This is a genomic window from Chryseolinea sp. H1M3-3, from assembly GCF_029360725.1.
GTDB lineage: Bacteria > Bacteroidota > Bacteroidia > Cytophagales > Cyclobacteriaceae > Chryseolinea.
This window is the reverse complement of sequence record NZ_JARKMY010000006.1, coordinates 22943-41686: the sequence shown is the minus strand read 5'-3', so window position 1 is coordinate 41686 and position 18744 is coordinate 22943. Positions and strand designations below refer to the sequence as shown.

At 41.7% G+C, this 18744-nt stretch carries 11 protein-coding genes; 5 read left to right on the top strand and 6 right to left on the bottom strand.

Annotated elements, in window-relative coordinates:
- Nucleotides 1-29: 29 nt before the first annotated feature.
- Entirely contained in the window at nt 30-5015 is a 4986-nt protein-coding gene (locus P2W71_RS14460; protein ID WP_276371977.1) for a tandem-95 repeat protein, read from the bottom strand.
- A gap of 148 nt (nt 5016-5163) precedes the next feature.
- Between P2W71_RS14460 and P2W71_RS14455 the strand changes: the two genes are divergently transcribed.
- Nucleotides 5164-5625 (top strand): RNase H family protein, encoded by a 462-nt coding sequence (locus P2W71_RS14455; RefSeq protein WP_276371976.1) that lies wholly within the window; start codon nt 5164-5166, stop codon nt 5623-5625.
- 156 nt (nt 5626-5781) lie between these two features.
- Complete coding sequence (locus P2W71_RS14450; RefSeq protein WP_276371975.1) at nt 5782-6831, top strand: DUF4407 domain-containing protein; 1050 nt, start codon at nt 5782-5784, stop codon at nt 6829-6831.
- A 55-nt stretch (nt 6832-6886) separates the two neighbouring features.
- Here P2W71_RS14450 and P2W71_RS14445 read toward each other — a convergent pair whose 3' ends face one another.
- The 4 genes from P2W71_RS14445 to P2W71_RS14430 all read right to left on the bottom strand — a co-directional run bounded on the left by P2W71_RS14445 (nt 6887) and on the right by P2W71_RS14430 (nt 14645).
- Complete coding sequence (locus P2W71_RS14445) at nt 6887-9637, bottom strand: tandem-95 repeat protein (protein WP_276371974.1); 2751 nt, start codon at nt 9635-9637, stop codon at nt 6887-6889.
- 168 nt (nt 9638-9805) lie between these two features.
- Nucleotides 9806-12274, bottom strand: a complete 2469-nt coding sequence (locus tag P2W71_RS14440; RefSeq protein ID WP_276371973.1) for a tandem-95 repeat protein — start codon at nt 12272-12274, stop codon at nt 9806-9808.
- Nucleotides 12275-12451: 177 nt separating this feature from the next.
- On the bottom strand, nt 12452-13255 hold the full coding sequence (locus P2W71_RS14435) for a 3'-5' exonuclease (RefSeq protein WP_276371972.1): 804 nt from the start codon (nt 13253-13255) through the stop codon (nt 12452-12454).
- A 16-nt stretch (nt 13256-13271) separates the two neighbouring features.
- Complete coding sequence (locus P2W71_RS14430) at nt 13272-14645, bottom strand: Mur ligase family protein (protein ID WP_276371971.1); 1374 nt, start codon at nt 14643-14645, stop codon at nt 13272-13274.
- A 238-nt stretch (nt 14646-14883) separates the two neighbouring features.
- Between P2W71_RS14430 and dnaB the strand changes: the two genes are divergently transcribed.
- From dnaB to P2W71_RS14415, 3 genes are all read left to right on the top strand, one after another.
- A complete protein-coding gene (gene dnaB / locus P2W71_RS14425; protein WP_276371970.1) occupies nt 14884-16407 on the top strand; it encodes a replicative DNA helicase in 1524 nt (507 codons plus the stop codon).
- 96 nt (nt 16408-16503) lie between these two features.
- The gene (locus tag P2W71_RS14420) at nt 16504-17292 is read left to right on the top strand and encodes a hypothetical protein (protein ID WP_276371969.1); all 789 of its coding nucleotides are present in this window, start codon (nt 16504-16506) and stop codon (nt 17290-17292) included.
- An 81-nt stretch (nt 17293-17373) separates the two neighbouring features.
- Nucleotides 17374-18288 carry an aspartyl/asparaginyl beta-hydroxylase domain-containing protein gene (locus tag P2W71_RS14415; RefSeq protein ID WP_276371968.1) on the top strand — a complete coding sequence of 305 codons (915 nt, stop codon included), beginning with the start codon at nt 17374-17376 and terminating at the stop codon, nt 18286-18288.
- A 20-nt stretch (nt 18289-18308) separates the two neighbouring features.
- Here P2W71_RS14415 and P2W71_RS14410 read toward each other — a convergent pair whose 3' ends face one another.
- Nucleotides 18309-18623, bottom strand: coding sequence for a tetratricopeptide repeat protein (locus P2W71_RS14410; RefSeq protein WP_276371967.1), 315 nt, complete (start codon nt 18621-18623; stop codon nt 18309-18311).
- Nucleotides 18624-18744: the final 121 nt, after the last annotated feature.

Sequence of the window (18744 nt, the reverse complement as noted above, 5' to 3'; positions counted from 1 at the left end):
GATAATATTAGAAATATAGCCCTTAAGTACTAACGCAAGATCGTTACAGAACCTTTATAAGTTTTTTTAATGAAAGATAGTTTTAGATCTATTGTATAATAATAGGTATCAACTGGAAGTTGCTCGCCCTTATAAGTTCCGTCCCATTCGTTCTCTAAGCCGACAGTTTCAAATACCAATAATCCGCGTTTATTGTAAACGCGTACAACAGTGTCGTTAAACTGATCTGTCTTTGTAACAGGCTGAACAACCCAAGTACTGTTTTCTTCATCGCCGTTAGGAGTAAATGCATTTGGGATACTAAGTTCGACCGATGTTTCCAGTTCGATCGCCCGTTCTTTGTTTTCGCTAACCAATAAGCCATCACTGATATTAATATATATCCTTTTTGATTCGGTGGATATCTGGGAAGGTTCACCATTTGGATCTAGTGTCAGTCGATAATTATATCTAATTGTCTTTATTGCTTGCATATAATCAGCGGCGGTTGCATAGCCTATTAGCGATAATACGCCTTTGGAGGCATCGTAAACGCTTCTGATAGGCGATGCGTCATTGTTTTCAAAAATCAACTCATCGTTAGCCGCACTATAATTAACATCGATTAACCCAACTTCTGCGTAGCTTAAAAATTCATTATCTGTGTCAACGCATTCAAACATTTCAGTAAGCTGAATTGAACCGGAACCTGGCTCATAACGAATCGGCGTTGGTTCCAGATAAGTGATTTGCGGGGCGTCATTTACAGGTACGACATATACTCTCACTGCAAATGGCTCGCTTAAGTTTTCTCCGTCGCTTACCGTTACGTTTACTGACAATATACCGTTGAAATTTGCAGCCGGTGTAATCTGATTACTGACTACAGAATAATTTGGCCCGTTTCCCACATTCATTGTAAATCCGGTTGGATAATTATCGTCCGTATCTGTCACGCTGAGATGTTCGAAAGCCAATGTAAGAACTTCATCTTCATTTATAATCAATGGCTCTTGTCCGTTAATCAAAGGGGTTGCGCTGGGTAAAACGATATTAATTTTAAGCGTGAATGGCGCACTTTCCGCTTTGCCATCACTGACCCTTACTACAACGTTGAGTGGACCTACATAATTAAGCAGCGGTGTAACGGTTGTCTGATCTGCTCCTGATAAAGAATAATTTTCGCCAGGCGACACAATTAATACCAAATCCTTTATCTCCGAATCCGGATCCTGAATCGTTAAAGAACTCGTAGCGGTGGTCAATGTAAAGGATTGATTCATAGTTCTGATAACTGGGTTTGGAAATTGACCGGTTATTGACGGTGCTACATTGACATCCGTCACATTGATAATGGCCACAAACTCCGGGCTACTGGATTTTCCATCCAGGACCCGAACAAGTACCTGCAACTCACCATCAAAATCAGTTGGCGGCGTCACTACATTAGTAGAAACGCTATAATTGCCAGGAAGTATTACGAGGCTAAAGTCCGTTGGTGTGTTGTCTGGGTCAACGATTGTAAAATTTTCGGGCAGGAGTGTGATGGAAGTTTCTTCTTGGGTAGTGAGCAGATCCTGACCCGTAATCACAGGAGGGTCATTAACCGGGTTAACGGTCAATTCAAAGGTCGTTTGGGCACTTGCCGAGCCATCGCTAACGGTGAGTGTGATCGTCGATTTTCCGTTTTGATTGCTAGCGGGGGTTACCGTAATTGTACGTGTAGCCCCAGTGTTGGAAATGCTGATGTTAGCATCAGGTATCAGTGATTTATTGCTGGATGTGCCACTAACGGTTAGGCTATTTATCGGTGAATCGCCATCACCAATAGTAAACGTGACAGCTGTGGTTGCCACATCTTCATTTGTTGTCTGAGCTACTATACTGGTTATAGTAGGTGCATCATTCACGGATGCTACAGTAAGTTGAAACGCCGTAGAAGAGGTAGCTGAACCATCACTTACACTAAGGGTAATGGTGGTTGTTCCGCTTTGTCCACTGGCAGGTGTTATAGTAACTGTCCGATCTTCACCCGATCCCCCTACGACGATGTTTGCATTAGGCACCAAAGCTACGTTACTGGAGCTTCCGGTTACAACCAAGGCTGCACTGGCAGTTTCAGCATCATTTACTTTAAATGCAATGGCGTCCGTTGGGTCATTCTCACCTGTTGTCTGATTGTTTATCGCTGTTATGGATGGAGGATCATTAACAGCTGTTACAGTAACCTGAAATGAAGTAGAAGCACTTGCTGTTCCATCTGTTACTGTCAGCGTGATGGTTGTTGTCCCAGTCTGGTCGGAGGCGGGCGTTATTGTTACGGTTCGGCTGATGTTATCGCCAAACAAAACAATGTTATTATTCGGTACCAACGTTTCATTGCTTGAAATCGCAGTTACTGTAAGAGATCCAATTGGCGTATCTGGGTCACTCAATGTAAAAGGTAACGCAGCCGTTGCAACTTCTTCATTGGTGGTTTGATTGGATATCGAAGTTATCGTTGGCCCATCGTTCACAGAGCTTACTGTTAGGGTAAAGCTTGTTGAAGTAACGGCGGAACCATCGCTAACACTAATAGTAATTTCTGTTGAGCCATTTTGCCCGGAGGTTGGAGTGATGGTAACGGTCCTGTCGGAGCCACTGCCTCCAAAAGTAATATTGCCGTTGGAAACCAACGTTGTGACGCTTGACGTAGCACTTAGCACAAGATTAACAGCGGGTGTTTCAGCATCACCAATATTGAAGGGTATAGCTGGCGTTGGTGTATTTTCAGCCGTGGTCTGATTGCTTATTGGTGTAATGGTGGGATTATCATTGACTGGCGTGATCGTTAAATCAAAACTTGTCGAAGTACTCGATGATCCATCACTTACGGTAATGGTAATGGTGGCAGTACCACTTTGACTGGCACCTGGATCGATCGAAACAGACCGATTTGCCCCACTGCCGCCGAATGTAATATTGGCTGCTGGGACCAAAGAAGTATTACTGGACGACGCCGTAACGGTTAGACTGGACGCCGAAGTCTCGGCGTCTCCAATAGTAAAAGGAATAGCTGCTGTCGCCGTATTTTCAGCAGTTGTTTGATTGGCTATCGTGGAAATTGTTGGTGGATCATTTACATCGTTCACACTCAATGTAAAGGATGTGGATGCGTTCGCAGTTCCATCGGTTACGGTGATGGTGATGTTTGTTGCACCACTTTGACCGGCAGCAGGTGTAATGGTTACTGTTCTATTTGCACCACTGCCTCCAAAAACAATACTTGCATTCGGTACGACGGTTACATTACTTGACGAACCCGATACAGTGAGATCACCTACAGGATTGTCCGGATCACCAACGGTGAAGGGAATAGCGCCCGTGGCTGTATTTGCAGGTGTGGATTGATCGGTGATGGCTGAGATAGTAGGGGGGTCGTTAACAGCATTAACTGTTAATGTAAAACTTGTCGATGCATTATCCGCGCCATCGCTTACTTGAATCGTTATGGTAGCAGTCCCACTTTGGCCGGTAGCCGGTGTAATGGTTACAGTGCGATCAGCACCGCTTCCTCCAAAAACAATGTTCCCGTTAGGAACTAATGTTGTATTGCTTGATGACCCTGAAAGTGTTAAACCGCCCACCGGATTGTCCGTATCACCTACAGTAATAGAAATCGCACTCGTGGCTGTATTTTCAGGTGTGGCTTGATCGGTGATGGCTGAGATAGTAGGGGGGTCGTTAACAGCATTAACTGTTAATGCAAAACTTGTCGATGCATTATCCGCGCCATCGCTTACTTGAATCGTTATGGTAGCAGTCCCACTTTGGCCGGTAGAGGGTGTAATGGTTACAGTGCGATCAGCACCACTTCCTCCAAAAACAATGTTCCCGTTAGGAACTAATGTTGTATTGCTTGACGATCCTGAAAGTGTTAAACCGGCTACCGGATTGTCCGTATCACCTACAGTAATAGGAATCGCACTCGTGGCTGTGCTTTCACTTGTCGATTGATTGCTGATTGTTGAAATGGTTGGGGCATCATTGGTAGCGGTCACAGTTAAAGTGAAACTGGTAGATGCTACATCGGTTCCATCACTTACTTCTACAGTTATGGTAGCTGTGCCGCTTTGGCCGGCGGCAGGAGTAATGGTTACAGTGCGATCAGCGCCAGTTCCCCCAAAAACAATGTTCGCGTTAGGGACTAACGTTGTATTGCTTGATGACCCTGAAAGTGTTAAACCGGCTACCGGGTTGTCCGTATCACCTACAGTAATAGGAATCGCACTCGTGGCTGTGCTTTCGCTTGTCGATTGATTGCTGATTGTTGAGATGGTTGGGGCATCATTGATAGCAGTCACAGTTAAAGTGAAACTGGTAGATGCTACATCGGTTCCATCACTTACTTCTACAGTTATGGTAGCCGTGCCGCTTTGGCCGGCGGCAGGAGTAATCGTTACGGTGCGGTCAGCACCACTTCCTCCAAATGCTATGTTCGCGTTAGGGACTAATGTTGTATTGCCTGAAGACCCTGAAAGAACTAGATCTGCCACCGGATCGTCCGTATCACCCACAGTAATAGGAATCGCGCTGGTGGCCGTGCTTTCGCTTGTAGATTGATCGCCAATTGTTGAGATGGTTGGTGCAACGTTCGAGGCTGTAACAGTCAATATAAATGTTGTACTTGACGTTTCAGAGCCATCGTTTACTTCAATGGTTATCGTGGCAGATCCCGTTTGATCTGTTTCAGGAGTTATCGTCACATTTCGATCACTATCAGTGCCACCAAAAATTATGTTAGATGAGGTGACCAACGTAGTATTGCTGGAAGAGCCAGAAACTGTAAGATCGGCGGGAAGCGTTTCTGCGTCACCGATCGTAAAGCTAATGGCACCGGTTGGTGTGTTTACAGGCGTTGTCTGATCCCCAATTGATGAAATCGTGGGGGGTACGTCGTCCGAACCAGTTATGCTGATTGCGAACTGGCTGCTGCTAACGCGAAATGAACTCAGAAGACAAAAAGAAATGAACAATAAAAGATAGAGACGCATCATAGGACCCTAAAAGTAATTAAATATCTTAACCCCATTATTACTTTTGAAAGTAACGCATGAAACACAGCTTTGTTTTTTTCAGCAGCCGTAGAAGCAAACGTTTTAACGTTTTAAAAGATTTTAAATGGCGGCAAATTTCTTTAATTCAATGAAACAAGCAATAACCATTTTCACTGATGGAAGCTGTCATACTCAAATAAAGACGGGAGGATGGGCGTCAATTATTTTACACCAAGGCGAAAAGATTATACTTGAAGGCACATGTCATAAGACAACACATCAACGGATGGAGCTTACCGCAGTTCTTGAATCCCTAAAATACCTTCAGCTGAAAAATCTTATTGAGGAAGATATTTGTATTTATTCTGATAGCCAATATGTTGTCGATTTTCTAAGGCGGAAAGAAAAATTGAGGCTCGCTAATTTTCAAACGAAGAAACTGAAACCAATCCGTAACGCAGATTTGGTCCATATGCTAATGGCTTATATCGATTATCCCAACATCCAATTTCAAAAAATCAAATCTCATCAAAAACTTTCAAGTAATGAGTCGTACCTAAATCGGGAAGTTGACTTGTTATCTAAAAAAAATATGAGGGGACATAGGTAATGGCTTGATATCAAGCCGCCTATTTCCGTACAGCGCGCTGTTCAATATTGTACACCCTGATTGCCATTGGGAATCAATCAACAAGAAAACATTAGTGGCACGTGGATAGCGGTAAGCTATAACAATTTTAGAATATGTTTTGCGTTAAAGGCTTGCATGCATAAAATAACCTTTTTTTTCCATCGCTGTTCAGGCGCTGATATTAATCTCCTAGAAAAATGTCCGACCGAGTCTAGCAAATATGTAGGCATAGGCGCTACAATATTCTTTACGGGTTTGTTCGCTGCATTATCCGGAGCGTATGCACTCTTCACTGTTTTTGACTCAGTTTTAATTGCAATTGCTTTTGGTTTGGTGTGGGGTTTAATGATTTTCAATCTTGACCGGTACATCGTATCGAGTATGCGTAAAGAAGGGAAATTCTTGCGGGAATTTCTATTGGCTTCACCTCGACTGGTACTAGCCATCTTAATTTCTATCGTCATCGCCAAACCATTAGAGCTCAAAGTCTTTGATAAGGAAATTCAGCCCGAACTTGTGATCATGGAGCAAGAAGCATATGGCCGACAAGAGAAAGAGCTTCGCGCGCGTTTTTCTCCGACGCTCGATAGCCTTAAAAGCGAGATTCAATCCTTAAAAACGGAGATAACTGAAAAAAGCCGCCGACGCGACGAACTAAAAAAACTCGCGCAAGAGGAAGCCGATGGCACTGGAGGAAGTCGTAGAAAAAACCTTGGACCAATATATAAAGTCAAAAAAGCAGATGCTGATGCCGCCGAACAAGAACTGATGCGCTTAACCGAAAGAAATCAAAAGAGCATTGCCCTACTGGAGAAAAATATTTCCGTAACCGATTCGGCGATGGCATACCAATTTAACGCACTGGAAAAATCTAAAATCGATGGATTAGCGGCCCGAATGGAAGCGCTGGACAGAATAACAGCAAATAGTGATGCGGTTACATGGGCGCACTGGTTTATAATATTATTATTTATAGCCATAGAAACCGCTCCTGTTTTTGTGAAGCTCATTTCGACCAAAGGTCCCTACGACAATCTGCTTAGGATAGCTGAGCATAAATTTGTTGCGCAGGAAACTGAAGACCTGGCGCAAACCAATGCCGAAACAAAGGGCCGGACATCGTCCCTGCCTGAACATGAAAAGAAATTCGTTGCTAATTCTTTAGATGCGGAGTTGAGAACCTAGAAATGCACAATTGTGTTTCTTGGCCTCTCCGTTTTTAATTATCGCATTTGTAATGCTACCTTAAAATTGTTACTGCTCCCTTATAGGTTTTCTTCATGTAGGAAAGATTGAGATCGATGGTATAGTAGTAAGTATCGACGGGCAATTGCTGGCCGTTGACGATGCCATTCCAGTCGTTTTCCAAACCAATGGATTCATATAGCAACAGGCCCCGTTTGTTGTAAACACGAATTACTGCTTTATCTAATTGATCTTTATTGATGGTGTGAATATGCCAGGTATCGTTTGACATGTCACCGTTGGGCGTGAACGTATTTGGGATATCCAGCGACACCTCCGTTTCCATGTTTACTTTAAGTTCGTGCGTATCGCTCACCTGTTGTCCGTCATGAAGATTAATATAGATCGTGCGGGTCCCTGCCAGGATTTCCGATGGATTACCATTTTCATCCAGCGTCATCTTATAATTATAATGGATCGAGCGGATAGCGGTCTTGTATTCATCCAATGTTGCATATCCTACCAGGAATAGAATTCCTGCTGGGTCGTAAATGGCTTTAATTTTTGCTGAATCACTTGTGAGAAGAAGTTCATCATTTATTGCGCTATAGTTATCCTTCTTAAATCCAATTTCAGCCATGCTAAGATGATCATTGTCAACATCGGTTAAATCTAACGCATCAAAAACAGCAATCGGTTCACTGCCGGGTTCATAAGCAAGTTCAGTGTTTGTGAAATTCAGAATCTCAGGCGGATCATTAACAGGCGTCACCAAGATTGAAACCTTGAACTCATTGCTGGTATTTACACCATCACTCACTTTAACGCCAACTTCGATAAACCCATTAAGATTTGAAGCGGGTTTAATGGTACTGCCTGAAACAGTATACATATCGTTGTTGGCCGGTAATAGAATAAGTGAAAAACCTTTGGGATAAGCAGGGTTGTCGGCGTCTGTCACTTCTAAATGAGAAAGTAAAATTACGATGGAGCTGTCTTCTTGAATAACAAGCTCTTTCTGGCCATTTATTATAGGAGTTGAACTGGATGGAACTACCTGTATTTTTAAATCATAAGGGGGACTATCATCAGTCCCGTCATTTACGATTACACCAACAGATAGCGTATTGTTTCTAAAAGTGGGCAATGGCCTGATGGTAGTTCCCTCAACGCTGTAGTTATCGCCGGGTAGAACCTTTAGCGTGAATCCCGTCGGATATTTATTGTCGGGATCACTTACGATAAGGTGCGATAAATGTATAGCCAACGCAGAATTTTGAACGATGCTAATTGTTTTCTGTCCAGTGATAACAGGCGGTTTATTTTCGACAACGGGGGCGACATTAATTTTCAGCTGGTAATTGTCACTCTCTGCAAATCCATCGTTTACGCTCACGCTAACTGTCAGTATCCCTACGAAATCCGGTGCAGGATGAACATTATTTTCAATTACCGAATAGTTATCGCCCTTGGATATTTTAAGCGTAAAGCCATCAGGATAAGTATTATCTACATCACTAACCTTTAAATGCGAAAGATCAATAAGCAATGGTGTGCCTTTATTAGTGCTCAGGGGTACTTGCCCCGTAATAACCGGAGCGTCGTTAAGCGCTTTAACAGCTATAGCCAGTTTGAATGGAGCACTTTCACTTTTGCCGTCATCTACCTTTACATTAACCGAAAGGGCGCCTGAAAAATTTTGCTTAGGGGTAATTGTGGTTCCGGTATACGTATAGTTAGATCCTTGTGAGACTATTAAGGAGAATCCGTTGGGATAGGTGTTGGCCCCGCCGGTCACAGTAAGATAAGAAAGTTGTAAAGCAATAGGTTCGTCCTCATTTACATTTAGTTCAGTTTGCCCTGTAATTATCGGCGGTTTGTAGTCATCATTAACTTGAACTTTCAGATCGAATGCCTCACTATCGCTGTGACTATCATTTACTTTTACTTTCACTGTTAATTCACCAACGAAGTCATTCAATGGTGTGATGGTAGTTCCATTCACAGTATAATTATTTCCAGGTGAGACTTTGAGTGAAAAATCATCGGGATACTCATTGTCAGGATCTGTTACAGTAAGGTGGCTCAATGTAATCTCTACAGGAGTTGCCCGGACAGTGTTCACCGGCGCTTGGCCCGTAATTACCGGGGCAGTATTTTGCACTTTTGTGACTTCGACAGTTAAATCATAACGTCTGCTTTCGATCATGCCATCGTTAACAGATACAGGAACCTTTAGATTGCCTGTGAAACCCGCTCGTGGTTTTACTGTGGTTCCATCTAATGAATAGTTGTTTCCGTCAAATACATGGAGCGTAAAATCGTCCGGATATAGATTATCTGGATCATTAACCTGCAAATGCGTCAACGCTACCGTTAGGGTTTGCTCTTGATTGATTACCAGGGGAATCTGTCCTGTTATCTCAGGCCTTGCGTTGCTGTTTCCGGCAACTTCAATTTCTACCTCAAATCGCTTGCTGTTGAAACGGCCATCATTTACGCGGACTGGAACCTTTAGCCTGCCGCTAAAATTATCATCTGGAGTTACTGTGGCGTCATCGAGTTTGTAGTTCTTACCCTCAGAGACCTCTAGTGTAAAACCATTTGGGTATACCGGAAGAGCATCGCCATCCAATACAATAAGATTGCTGAGTTGAATTGTGATGGGCTCGTTTGTATTCGTTGTAAGTGGTGACGGCGTTTGGCCAATAATTTCGGGTCGGAATAAATTGAATTGACTAAATGAATTTATTGAAAAAAATAAAAATAGAAATAGGAGCACTGCCCGATTGAAAAAAGGTCTCATGGTGCTGAAGAGAAAATGATGTTCTGAATTTGTTCATTCAAAACTGTGCCATCGCCACTATGGTAGACGTAAATGGTTTTTAACGATATAGGTAAAAACGCCACAGCGTTTACTGTAGATTTTAATCCACAGCAGTAGAAAGAATTTGCCCTGAAATCTCCGATTAGTTTACCTTAAGATGGTAACGGTACCCTTATACGTTTTTTTTGTATAGGAGAGTTTTAAATCAATTGTGTAATAGTAGGTGTCAACTGGCATTACCTCACCGTTGAAAGAACCATCCCAACTGGAATCGAAGCCCTTGGTTTCAAAAACCAGCAAGCCTTTTTTATTATAAACTTTGACGATGGCCTTATCGAATTGTTGCGTGCTGACCACTGGCCTTACCTTCCAAGTGTCGTGGGCCTTATCGCCATTAGGCGTAAATGTGTTTGGAATATCAAGGTCGACGGAACTTTCAATCGTGAGCGTTCGGATAGCTTTTTCACTTGCAAGTTGGCCGTCACTTAATGAAAAATAGATCTTTTTCTGACCAGGTAGAACTTCTGACTGATTGCCTTGATCATCACGAGTTAGTTTGTAATTGTATTTTACCGATCTGATAGCCGAGTCAAATTTACTTAACGACGCATATCCAATCAGCGATAAAATTCCTCGGGAAGAATCGAAAATGCCTCTTATTTCATCCGTATTTTCAAAAAGTAATTCGTCATGCAACACATTAAAAGTAGTGTCAATTAATCCGATCTCAGCGAAACTCAAAAACTCGTTATCGATGTCTTCGGCTTCAAGTGCTTCGGTGATAGGGGTAGGGTTGACGCCGGGCTCATACGGTATGAGTGTTGACTCGAGATTCGTTATTCGTGGAGCATCGTTCACTGGAATAACATAAATCTTCAAAGGAAATACCGGGCTGTCTTCATTTCCATCGTGAACTGTAACATTCACAACCAGTAGACCATTCATATCTTGCGGAGGTGTAACGATAAGACCGTCGAAATTATACTCGCTATCTGGCCCGCCAGGGAGCACTTTCATGGTAAATCCATCAGGGTAGTGATCATCTTCATCGGTAACAAAAAGATCTCCCAACTTTATTGTTATGCTTTTGTCTTCATCAACAACCAGCGGTTGCTGGCCGGTGATAAGGGGTTTAGAGCCCGGTGGAACTACCTCGACCTTGAGGTTAAAAGGCGCGCTGTCGACCACCCCGTCGTTAACCACTACCCTTACCGTTAATGTACCTGTAAATCCGTTTGCGGGAGTGATTGAATTTCCTGAAGCCGTATAATTTGTTCCCGGCAGGATTTTTACCGGAAAGGCCGATACGTCCTGCTTGTCGGGATCGCTTACGCTTAACCGGGAGATGTCCAGAGAAGTTGTCCTGTTCGCCGGTACGAAAATCGGATTTTGTCCCGTTATAACAGGCACGTCATTTACAGGGGTAATAGTAATGGATAACTGAAATGGCTCACTATCATCAAGCCCGTCGTTGACTCTGGCTGGCACAGTTATAACTCCGTTAAAATTTACGGCAGGTGTTATTTTAGCCCCCGAAACGGAGTAAGAGGCGCCGGCTCCTTGCGGTATTTTTAAGATAAAGTCGGTAGGATAAGTATTGTCGGGATCCGAGACGATTAAATCAGCCAGTGTTATTGTTATGCTTTGGTCTTCATTGGTAACAAGCGCATCTTGTCCGTTTATTTTTGGGGCAATATTATTTTTAGGTAAAACTTCAATCTTTAATTCAAATTTTTTGCTTTCATCCTGACCATCATGAACCGTTACTGGGACTTTAAGGGTACCTGTAAAGCTTATGATTGGTGTGATTGTATTCCCGTTAACAGCATAATTGGTTCCTTCGTAAATTTTAAGTGTAAAGCCAGTAGGGTATGCGTTATCAGCGTCCTCAACCGTCAAGTGGCCTAATTCAATTGTGATTTTTTTTCCTTGATTAACGGAAAGCAGCACCTGCCCTTTGATTACGGGAATGATGTTTGGCTTAACCTGAATTTTAACTTCAAACTTATCGCTCTCTTCATGACCATCGTTCACACTGACCAGAACTTTCAGATCGCCAGTAAAGTTTGGGTCAGGAATAATTGTATTTCCGTTGATACTATAGTTATTCCCATCCGAAACGGTTAAAGTAAAATCGTCAGGAAAAATGTTATCATCATCTTTCACTTTAAGATGAGAAAGCTGTAGCGTAACAGAGGATCCTTCTTTGATGCTGATTGATTCCTGGTCGGTTATTTCAGGTTTAATGTTTATTACATCAATTTTTAAATCGAAAATATTACTATCGAATTTTCCATCATTTACTTGTACCTGTACCGTTAATGTTCCGACGAAATTGGCATTCGGGGTTACAGTTGCATCTACCAGCGTGTAATTACTTCCCTCAAATATCTTTAGTGTAAATCCCTGAGGGTATGCGGGTACAAAAATATCTGGGTCGGATACTCTAAGATTTTGAAAAGCTATTGTTATCGCAGTGTTCTTTTCGGTGATGAGTGGGGTAGGACGTTGGCCGGTAATTGTAGGGGCATTTAAATTAAATAATTGACTGAATGCAACTGTGTTAAGTCCGTTGGATAGAGAAACTATTAGTAATGTACGTACGAGGAGCCGCATAGGGTTGTTTGATCTTAGCCCACCAATCGGAGATCGGCCATGTAATATATTTCTTTAATAATGTCAATTTTAAGAAGGTGACCTCTAATAACCCTTCTTATTTCCGTTCATGATACAATATCTACGGTGGATTGACTTTCTTGAGAAAGGAAAGTTTAATGGAGTATTGAAAAAAGGCTATTTTTTGAAGCTTCTAAGCTTTATTTCGGTCAGTTTGCGTTTGGTGTCGAGCGGAAAATCTCCATTCATCATCCAGTCGTAGTAGGAGGGTTCTTCTTTAAAAACGGCGGTTACAAGCTTATTTTTGTGTTTCCCGAAGTTAAAAACTTCCTCACCTTTGCTATTAAGAACCATTCTACAGGCCAAATCTACCATTCCGGAGGATGTAAGCTTACTTAAGGTTTCTACATCATTTTGGATTCGCCCGATCTTTTTATCCAAGGAGTCGACCACATCTTGTCCTTCGTATTTTGCAACCTGGGCGAGTAGGACTTCCATAGTCGCCTGCGTGTCGGCTTCTGCGGTATGTGAGTTCTCGAAATCCTTATTTAAGTAAAAACGATAAGCGGCAGCCAATGTCCTTTTCTCCATTAAATGGAAGATCTTTTGAGCGTCCACGATTTTCTTTCGACCATAGTCAAAGTCTACACCCGCTCGCAGAAATTCTTCAACCAGCATGGGGATGTCGAACTTCAATACATTAAAACCAGCTAAATCTGCACCTTCAAAAAAACGTATGTAATCTTTGGCCACCTCTTTGAAGGTAGGTTTGTCTTTCACGTCGTCAGGACTGATTCCGTGGATTGCTGTTGATTCAGGAAGAATTGGAATTGTAGGATTCAGTACGTTTGCTTTTCGGATAGTTTCTCCGTTGGGCATTAATTTGATAACAGCAATTTCAATAATACGATCTTGGGTTATGTTTGTTCCAGTAGTTTCCAGGTCAAAAATGCAAAGTGGATTTCTTAGATTGAGTTTCATGAAAGGAACCGGCGGATTATATCGAATTTATTTTTTCAGCGAGTTGGGTAATATTCAGGCCACCAAAATTGCCTGAGCTCATCATGAGAAGGTTTTTATTTTTCCATGACTGTTGAAGTAGAAACTCTTGCAATTTTTGCTGGTCGTTGAAGATGTGCGCGGCCGGCGCAGCAAAACTTTTTCTTATTTCTGTATCTTCTAACGGTTCCAATTTTTTAAGTTTCATTTTTTCTGAATTCACGTAAATAATTTGTACCTGGGCAGATTTCATACTGTCTTTATACTGTGGTAGAAAATTTTTACTTAGGCTACTCAGGGTGTGAAGTTCAAGACAGGCAACCAAGTCCCGGGTAGGATGAATTTCTTTAAGTGCCTTGACAGTTGCCTTTACTTTGGAAGGTGCATGTGCAAAATCTTTGTAAAATGAAAATCCATCCACTTCCTTGATTTTTTGCAGCCTTCCGGAAGCTCCTTCGAAACTTGATATCGCAGCAAAAAACTGGTCGTCTGTTACGCCGATTTTCTTTAAGACTTCTTTTGCCCCACTGATATTTTGATAGTTGTGGCTACCAAATATTTTGATCGGATATTTTTCTTTTCCGTTCGTCAAGAAGAACTGAGACTTCTCATAAACGTGTGGGTGACTGCGATAGGGGATGGCGAGAACATCAGCTCTTTCTTTTTTGCTAATGATGAGGGCCATTGAATCCTGTTCGCAATAAATCAGGATTCCTCCTTTAGGAGTTTGGTCTGCAAACAAGTCGAATTGTTTTACATACTCTTCTTCAGTAGGAAAGACATTGGCATGATCCCATGAGATTCCACTGATAAGCCCCAGATGATGTTGATATCGTACAAATTTCGGCGTGGGATCTAACGCAGAAGATAAATATTCGTCTCCCTCTATTATTATAATAGGAGCATCAGAAAGCTTAACCGTGTATTCAACCCCATTAACTTTTGCACCAATAACGTAATCAAATTTGTGCTTCAAAAAATTAAGCACATGCACTATCATGGCGGTAATGGTAGTCTTACCATGACTTCCTGCGATGACAATTCGTTGCTTATTTTTTGATTGTTCGTAGATGTATTCCGGGAATGAAAATATTCTCAAGCTGAGTTCTTGTGCTTTGATAAGTTCCGGATTATCCTTCTTGGCGTGCATACCGAGGATAACGGCATCAAAAGATTGGTCTAATTTCTCAGGCCACCATCCTTCTTTCTCAGGAAGTAATCCATGCTTAATTAATGTGGCGCGTGAAGGGTCAAAAATTTCATCGTCCGATCCACTCACTTCATGCCCGGCTTGTTTCAAAGCTATTGCCAGATTATGCATTACGCTTCCACCAATTGCAATAAAATGTATTTTTTGTTTTTTACTTTGCATGAAACCAAAAAATTTCGGCTAAAGTAACTGAAAATGTTTGGTGTTTGAAAATTGATTGATGATCGCACAACAAGTGGAAATTATTTCACATTATATGAAAGGATGAAATTTATTCACACACACATCTGTTAATGTTTGTGGAATGTTTATAAGTTGTTGATATTAAAAATCTAATCATGTTTTGGTTTTTATACGTTTGTCACCCTTATAAAAGCAACTTAAATCCAACAACCACTGTATGGAGCAAAGCAGATCAACGTCACTGAGGTTCGGCAACAAGTCTACTAAGTTAATCCCGAGAGATATTTCGGAAAGTCTTGGTAAGCTGCCACCTCAGGCGCTCGATCTGGAAGAAGCAGTATTGGGTGCGCTCATGTTAGAAAAGAACGCACTTAATGCTGTTGTTGAATTTCTTAAGCCAGATCACTTCTATTCGGAAATGCATAAAGAGATATACAATGCTATCATTGATCTCTTTAAAGCGTCCGATCCTGTTGATATGCGTACAGTCGTCAATCAGTTGCGTAAGACAGGTAAGATCGAGTTGGTAGGAGGTGCTTACTACATTGCTGAGTTAACGTCGAAAGTAAGTTCTGCAGCAAACATCGAATACCACGCACGTGTGATCATGGAAATGGCGATCAAACGGGAGCTTATCCAGGTTGCCTCTGAAATTCATCACAATGCATATGAAGATACCACCGACGTATTTGAGCTTTTAGATAAGACTGAGCAGTCAATTTTTGAAATTTCAGATTCGAACTTGCGCAAGAACTATGATAACATGCGCAACTTGATGTCGCGTGCTATTCAAGAGCTTCAAATATTAAAGGAGCACAAAGATGGCTTGACGGGAGTTCCGAGCGGTTTCACTGCACTTGACCGGATGACATCGGGCTGGCAAAAATCGGATTTAGTCATCATCGCCGCAAGACCTGGTATGGGTAAAACTGCTTTCGTAGTCTCGGCACTTCGAAATGCATCAGTTGACTTTAAAATTCCAGTCGCCATATTCTCGTTGGAAATGGCGTCTATTCAGTTAGTTAACAGAATGATTTCTGCCGAAGCAGAGTTGGAAGGTGAAAAAATAAAACGGGGACAATTGGCTGATCATGAATGGACTCAACTCGTCCATAAAACCAACAAGCTGGCAACCGCGCCGATTTTTATTGATGATACGCCAGCCCTATCTGTTCTTGAATTAAGAGCTAAATGCCGAAGATTAAAGGCGGAACATAATGTCCAGTTGGTGGTCGTTGACTATCTTCAATTGATGCGTGGTGACCAGGGTGGAAATCGCGAGCAGGAAATCGCTTCCATATCGCGTGCATTAAAAGGCATAGCAAAGGAGCTCAATGTACCTGTACTCGCACTATCTCAATTAAGTCGTGGTGTGGAAACCCGCGGTGGAGATAAGCGTCCACAGCTTTCCGACTTGCGTGAATCTGGTTCTATCGAGCAAGATGCCGACATCGTTATGTTCCTTTATCGTCCGGAATACTATAAGATCACTGTCGATGAGGAAGGCATGCCTACACAAGGCGTTGGTGAAGTTATTATTGCCAAGCACCGGAATGGCTCTGTCGGAACGGCCAAATTGAAGTTCATTGGTAAATACACTAAGTTTGGTGACTTAGATGCGCCATCGTCATCTTACGAAAACCCGTTTTCTGGAATGATAACAAGGGAAAGCAGACTGAATACCTTTAAACCTGATGCTGAACCGCCAACACCATTTAGCGGCGATGAAACTCCCTTCTAAAAAGCGTATTTGATATTTTAACCCTTTTATCATCACGTTAGAAGAACGTTGTTCTTCCGTTTGCATTCGTCTTCATAACTTGATGATAAGTTATTTATGCAAAAATATTTCGCGATTTATTTTCTCTTGATCCTGATGGCTTGTTCGTCCGATGATGATCCGGTGGACTGTGAGGCTTCCGGACCTTCAATTAGTCTTGGCCAGGTTGTTAATGCAACCAGCTGCAGTACTCCAGATGGAAGCATACGGGTTTCAATAACCGGTGGTACGGAACCTTACCAAATATTCGCTAATGATATGCCTACGTTGAGCACTGGCCAGATTGAAAATTTAGCCGCGGGCAGCTACTCAATATTAGTTTCAGATGCAAATAGCTGCACGACATCCTTGGATAACATCACCATATTGTCAGATGATTTCTCTTTCACCACCAGCATTGTCTCTAACACTTCCTGTTTATCGGGCAACGGCGCCGTTACAATAAATGTCGTCAATACCAACCCGCCTTATAGTTTTAAACTAGGTGGCGGTAGTTTTACATCCGACAATCTCTTCACCGGTTTGACAACGGGCAACCATGTTATCACAGTCAAAGACAACAACAACTGTACGGTTACACTATCTGTTACAATTCCACAAGGGACTACGGGTACCAGTTGGGTAAGTGATGTCAAGCCTATCCTTGAAAAAAACTGTGCCATCACCGGGTGCCACAATGGAGTTTCCCGCTCTAATAATTTTAGCGATTATACCTCTGCTAAAACACATGCTAAAAGTATTAAGTCGAAAACTCAGGATAGGAGCATGCCTTTTGACGGAACGCTCACGCAAAGTCAAATCGATCTTATATCGTGTTGGGTTGATGACGGAGCAAAAATGAATTAGGTGAAAATTCTAGCCTTTAAGTTTTTTATTTTTTTGGCTAAAGTTTGAAACTTTGAAATGTTGCAACCGTTTTTAATCGTCATGACGTTGGAACTTATTATAAAAATAGCAGTCGTTTTAGTTTTACTAGCGACTACTTTATACATTCATTTCAGGGGTAAAGTAAAATATTCTTTTTTCAGGCAGTTGTTTGACCATTCAACATTTATGGCGCCGATCAATGCCATGATGTATGCATTTTCATCGGTTCCTAAAACTCCCTATTTGCCTGTTACCAGCATACCTTCATTAAATCAAATAAGAGATAATTGGGAAATCATCAAGGGCGAAGCGCTTACCCTGGAGAGTAGCAAACTTATCAAAGGTTCGAATAAATATAATGACATCGGTTTCAACTCCTTTTTCAGAAGAGGATGGAAACGTTTTTATTTAAAGTGGTATAATAATTTTCATCCATCTGCGGTCGAATATTGTCCTAAAACAATCGAGCTTTTAAAGTCGATGCCTAATATCAAGGCAGCCATGTTTGTAGTATTACCTGCAGGCAGCTATCTACCCGTCCATCGCGATCCATATGCTGGTTCCTTACGTTATCATTTGGGATTGATTACACCCAATTCAGAGAGTTGTAAGATTGTTGTAGATGGCGAAGGATATTTTTGGCGTGACGGTGAAGATGTTCTTTTTGATGAGACCTATATTCATTATGCCGAAAATAAAACCGACAAGGACAGGTTAATATTTTTCTGTGATGTAGAACGTCCTATGAAGTCGAAAGTAGGTGTTATACTTAATCGTTTTTTTAGTTGGCTAATACTTGCCTCTGCGGAGTCACCAAACTTGCCCACAGATAGAACAGGAGGCCTCAATAAAATATTTGGATATGTTTATCAAATCAGGTTGGTAGGCAAACGCCTGAAAGAATATAACAGAACGCTTTACTACATTTCAAAATATATTCTCTTCGCTTTAATTATCTACCTGGTATTTTTCTGATGTTCTAGGCGGAAAAATTATTAATCGTCATTCAGCTCCTCCAAGACGGAATTTAATTCTCTAAGGGTTTTTAAATCTTGTTGTTGACGGGCAACTATTATACCCTCATTAACTACCTGAATGGCTTCCTCTTTCTTTCCTAGTTGTTCGTACAACTTACCGAGCTGGTAGTAGGTAGGCAAGTAATCTTTTTTTGTTTTACTCAGTTGCAGAAATATATCAAGCGCTTGATACTGATCAATGTGTAGCAACTCCAGTCCAAGGGCATAGTGATTAAACGGATCGTCCGGTTCCTCCGTTATGAATTGCTTCAATTGCTTAATTCGATCAGACATGCGACAACTAATATTCTGCCAATTAAAAAAATAAATTGAATTCTTCTGACACTATCAATCAGTTACTTGTACTTTCCTTCAAATTTGAAATTTGTTGGGTTTTTCTTAATTGGAAAGTGGT

Coding starts and splice junctions, on each gene's coding strand:
- P2W71_RS14435 (WP_276371972.1), bottom strand. CDS start 13,255: ATGAAACTCAATCTAAGAAATCCACTTTGCATTTTTGACCTGGAAACT.
- P2W71_RS14410 (WP_276371967.1), bottom strand. CDS start 18,623: ATGTCTGATCGAATTAAGCAATTGAAGCAATTCATAACGGAGGAACCG.
- P2W71_RS14455 (WP_276371976.1), top strand. CDS start 5,164: ATGAAACAAGCAATAACCATTTTCACTGATGGAAGCTGTCATACTCAA.
- P2W71_RS14450 (WP_276371975.1), top strand. CDS start 5,782: ATGCATAAAATAACCTTTTTTTTCCATCGCTGTTCAGGCGCTGATATT.
- dnaB (WP_276371970.1), top strand. CDS start 14,884: ATGGAGCAAAGCAGATCAACGTCACTGAGGTTCGGCAACAAGTCTACT.
- P2W71_RS14445 (WP_276371974.1), bottom strand. CDS start 9,637: ATGAGACCTTTTTTCAATCGGGCAGTGCTCCTATTTCTATTTTTATTT.
- P2W71_RS14415 (WP_276371968.1), top strand. CDS start 17,374: ATGACGTTGGAACTTATTATAAAAATAGCAGTCGTTTTAGTTTTACTA.
- P2W71_RS14440 (WP_276371973.1), bottom strand. CDS start 12,274: ATGCGGCTCCTCGTACGTACATTACTAATAGTTTCTCTATCCAACGGA.
- P2W71_RS14460 (WP_276371977.1), bottom strand. CDS start 5,015: ATGATGCGTCTCTATCTTTTATTGTTCATTTCTTTTTGTCTTCTGAGT.
- P2W71_RS14420 (WP_276371969.1), top strand. CDS start 16,504: ATGCAAAAATATTTCGCGATTTATTTTCTCTTGATCCTGATGGCTTGT.
- P2W71_RS14430 (WP_276371971.1), bottom strand. CDS start 14,645: ATGCAAAGTAAAAAACAAAAAATACATTTTATTGCAATTGGTGGAAGC.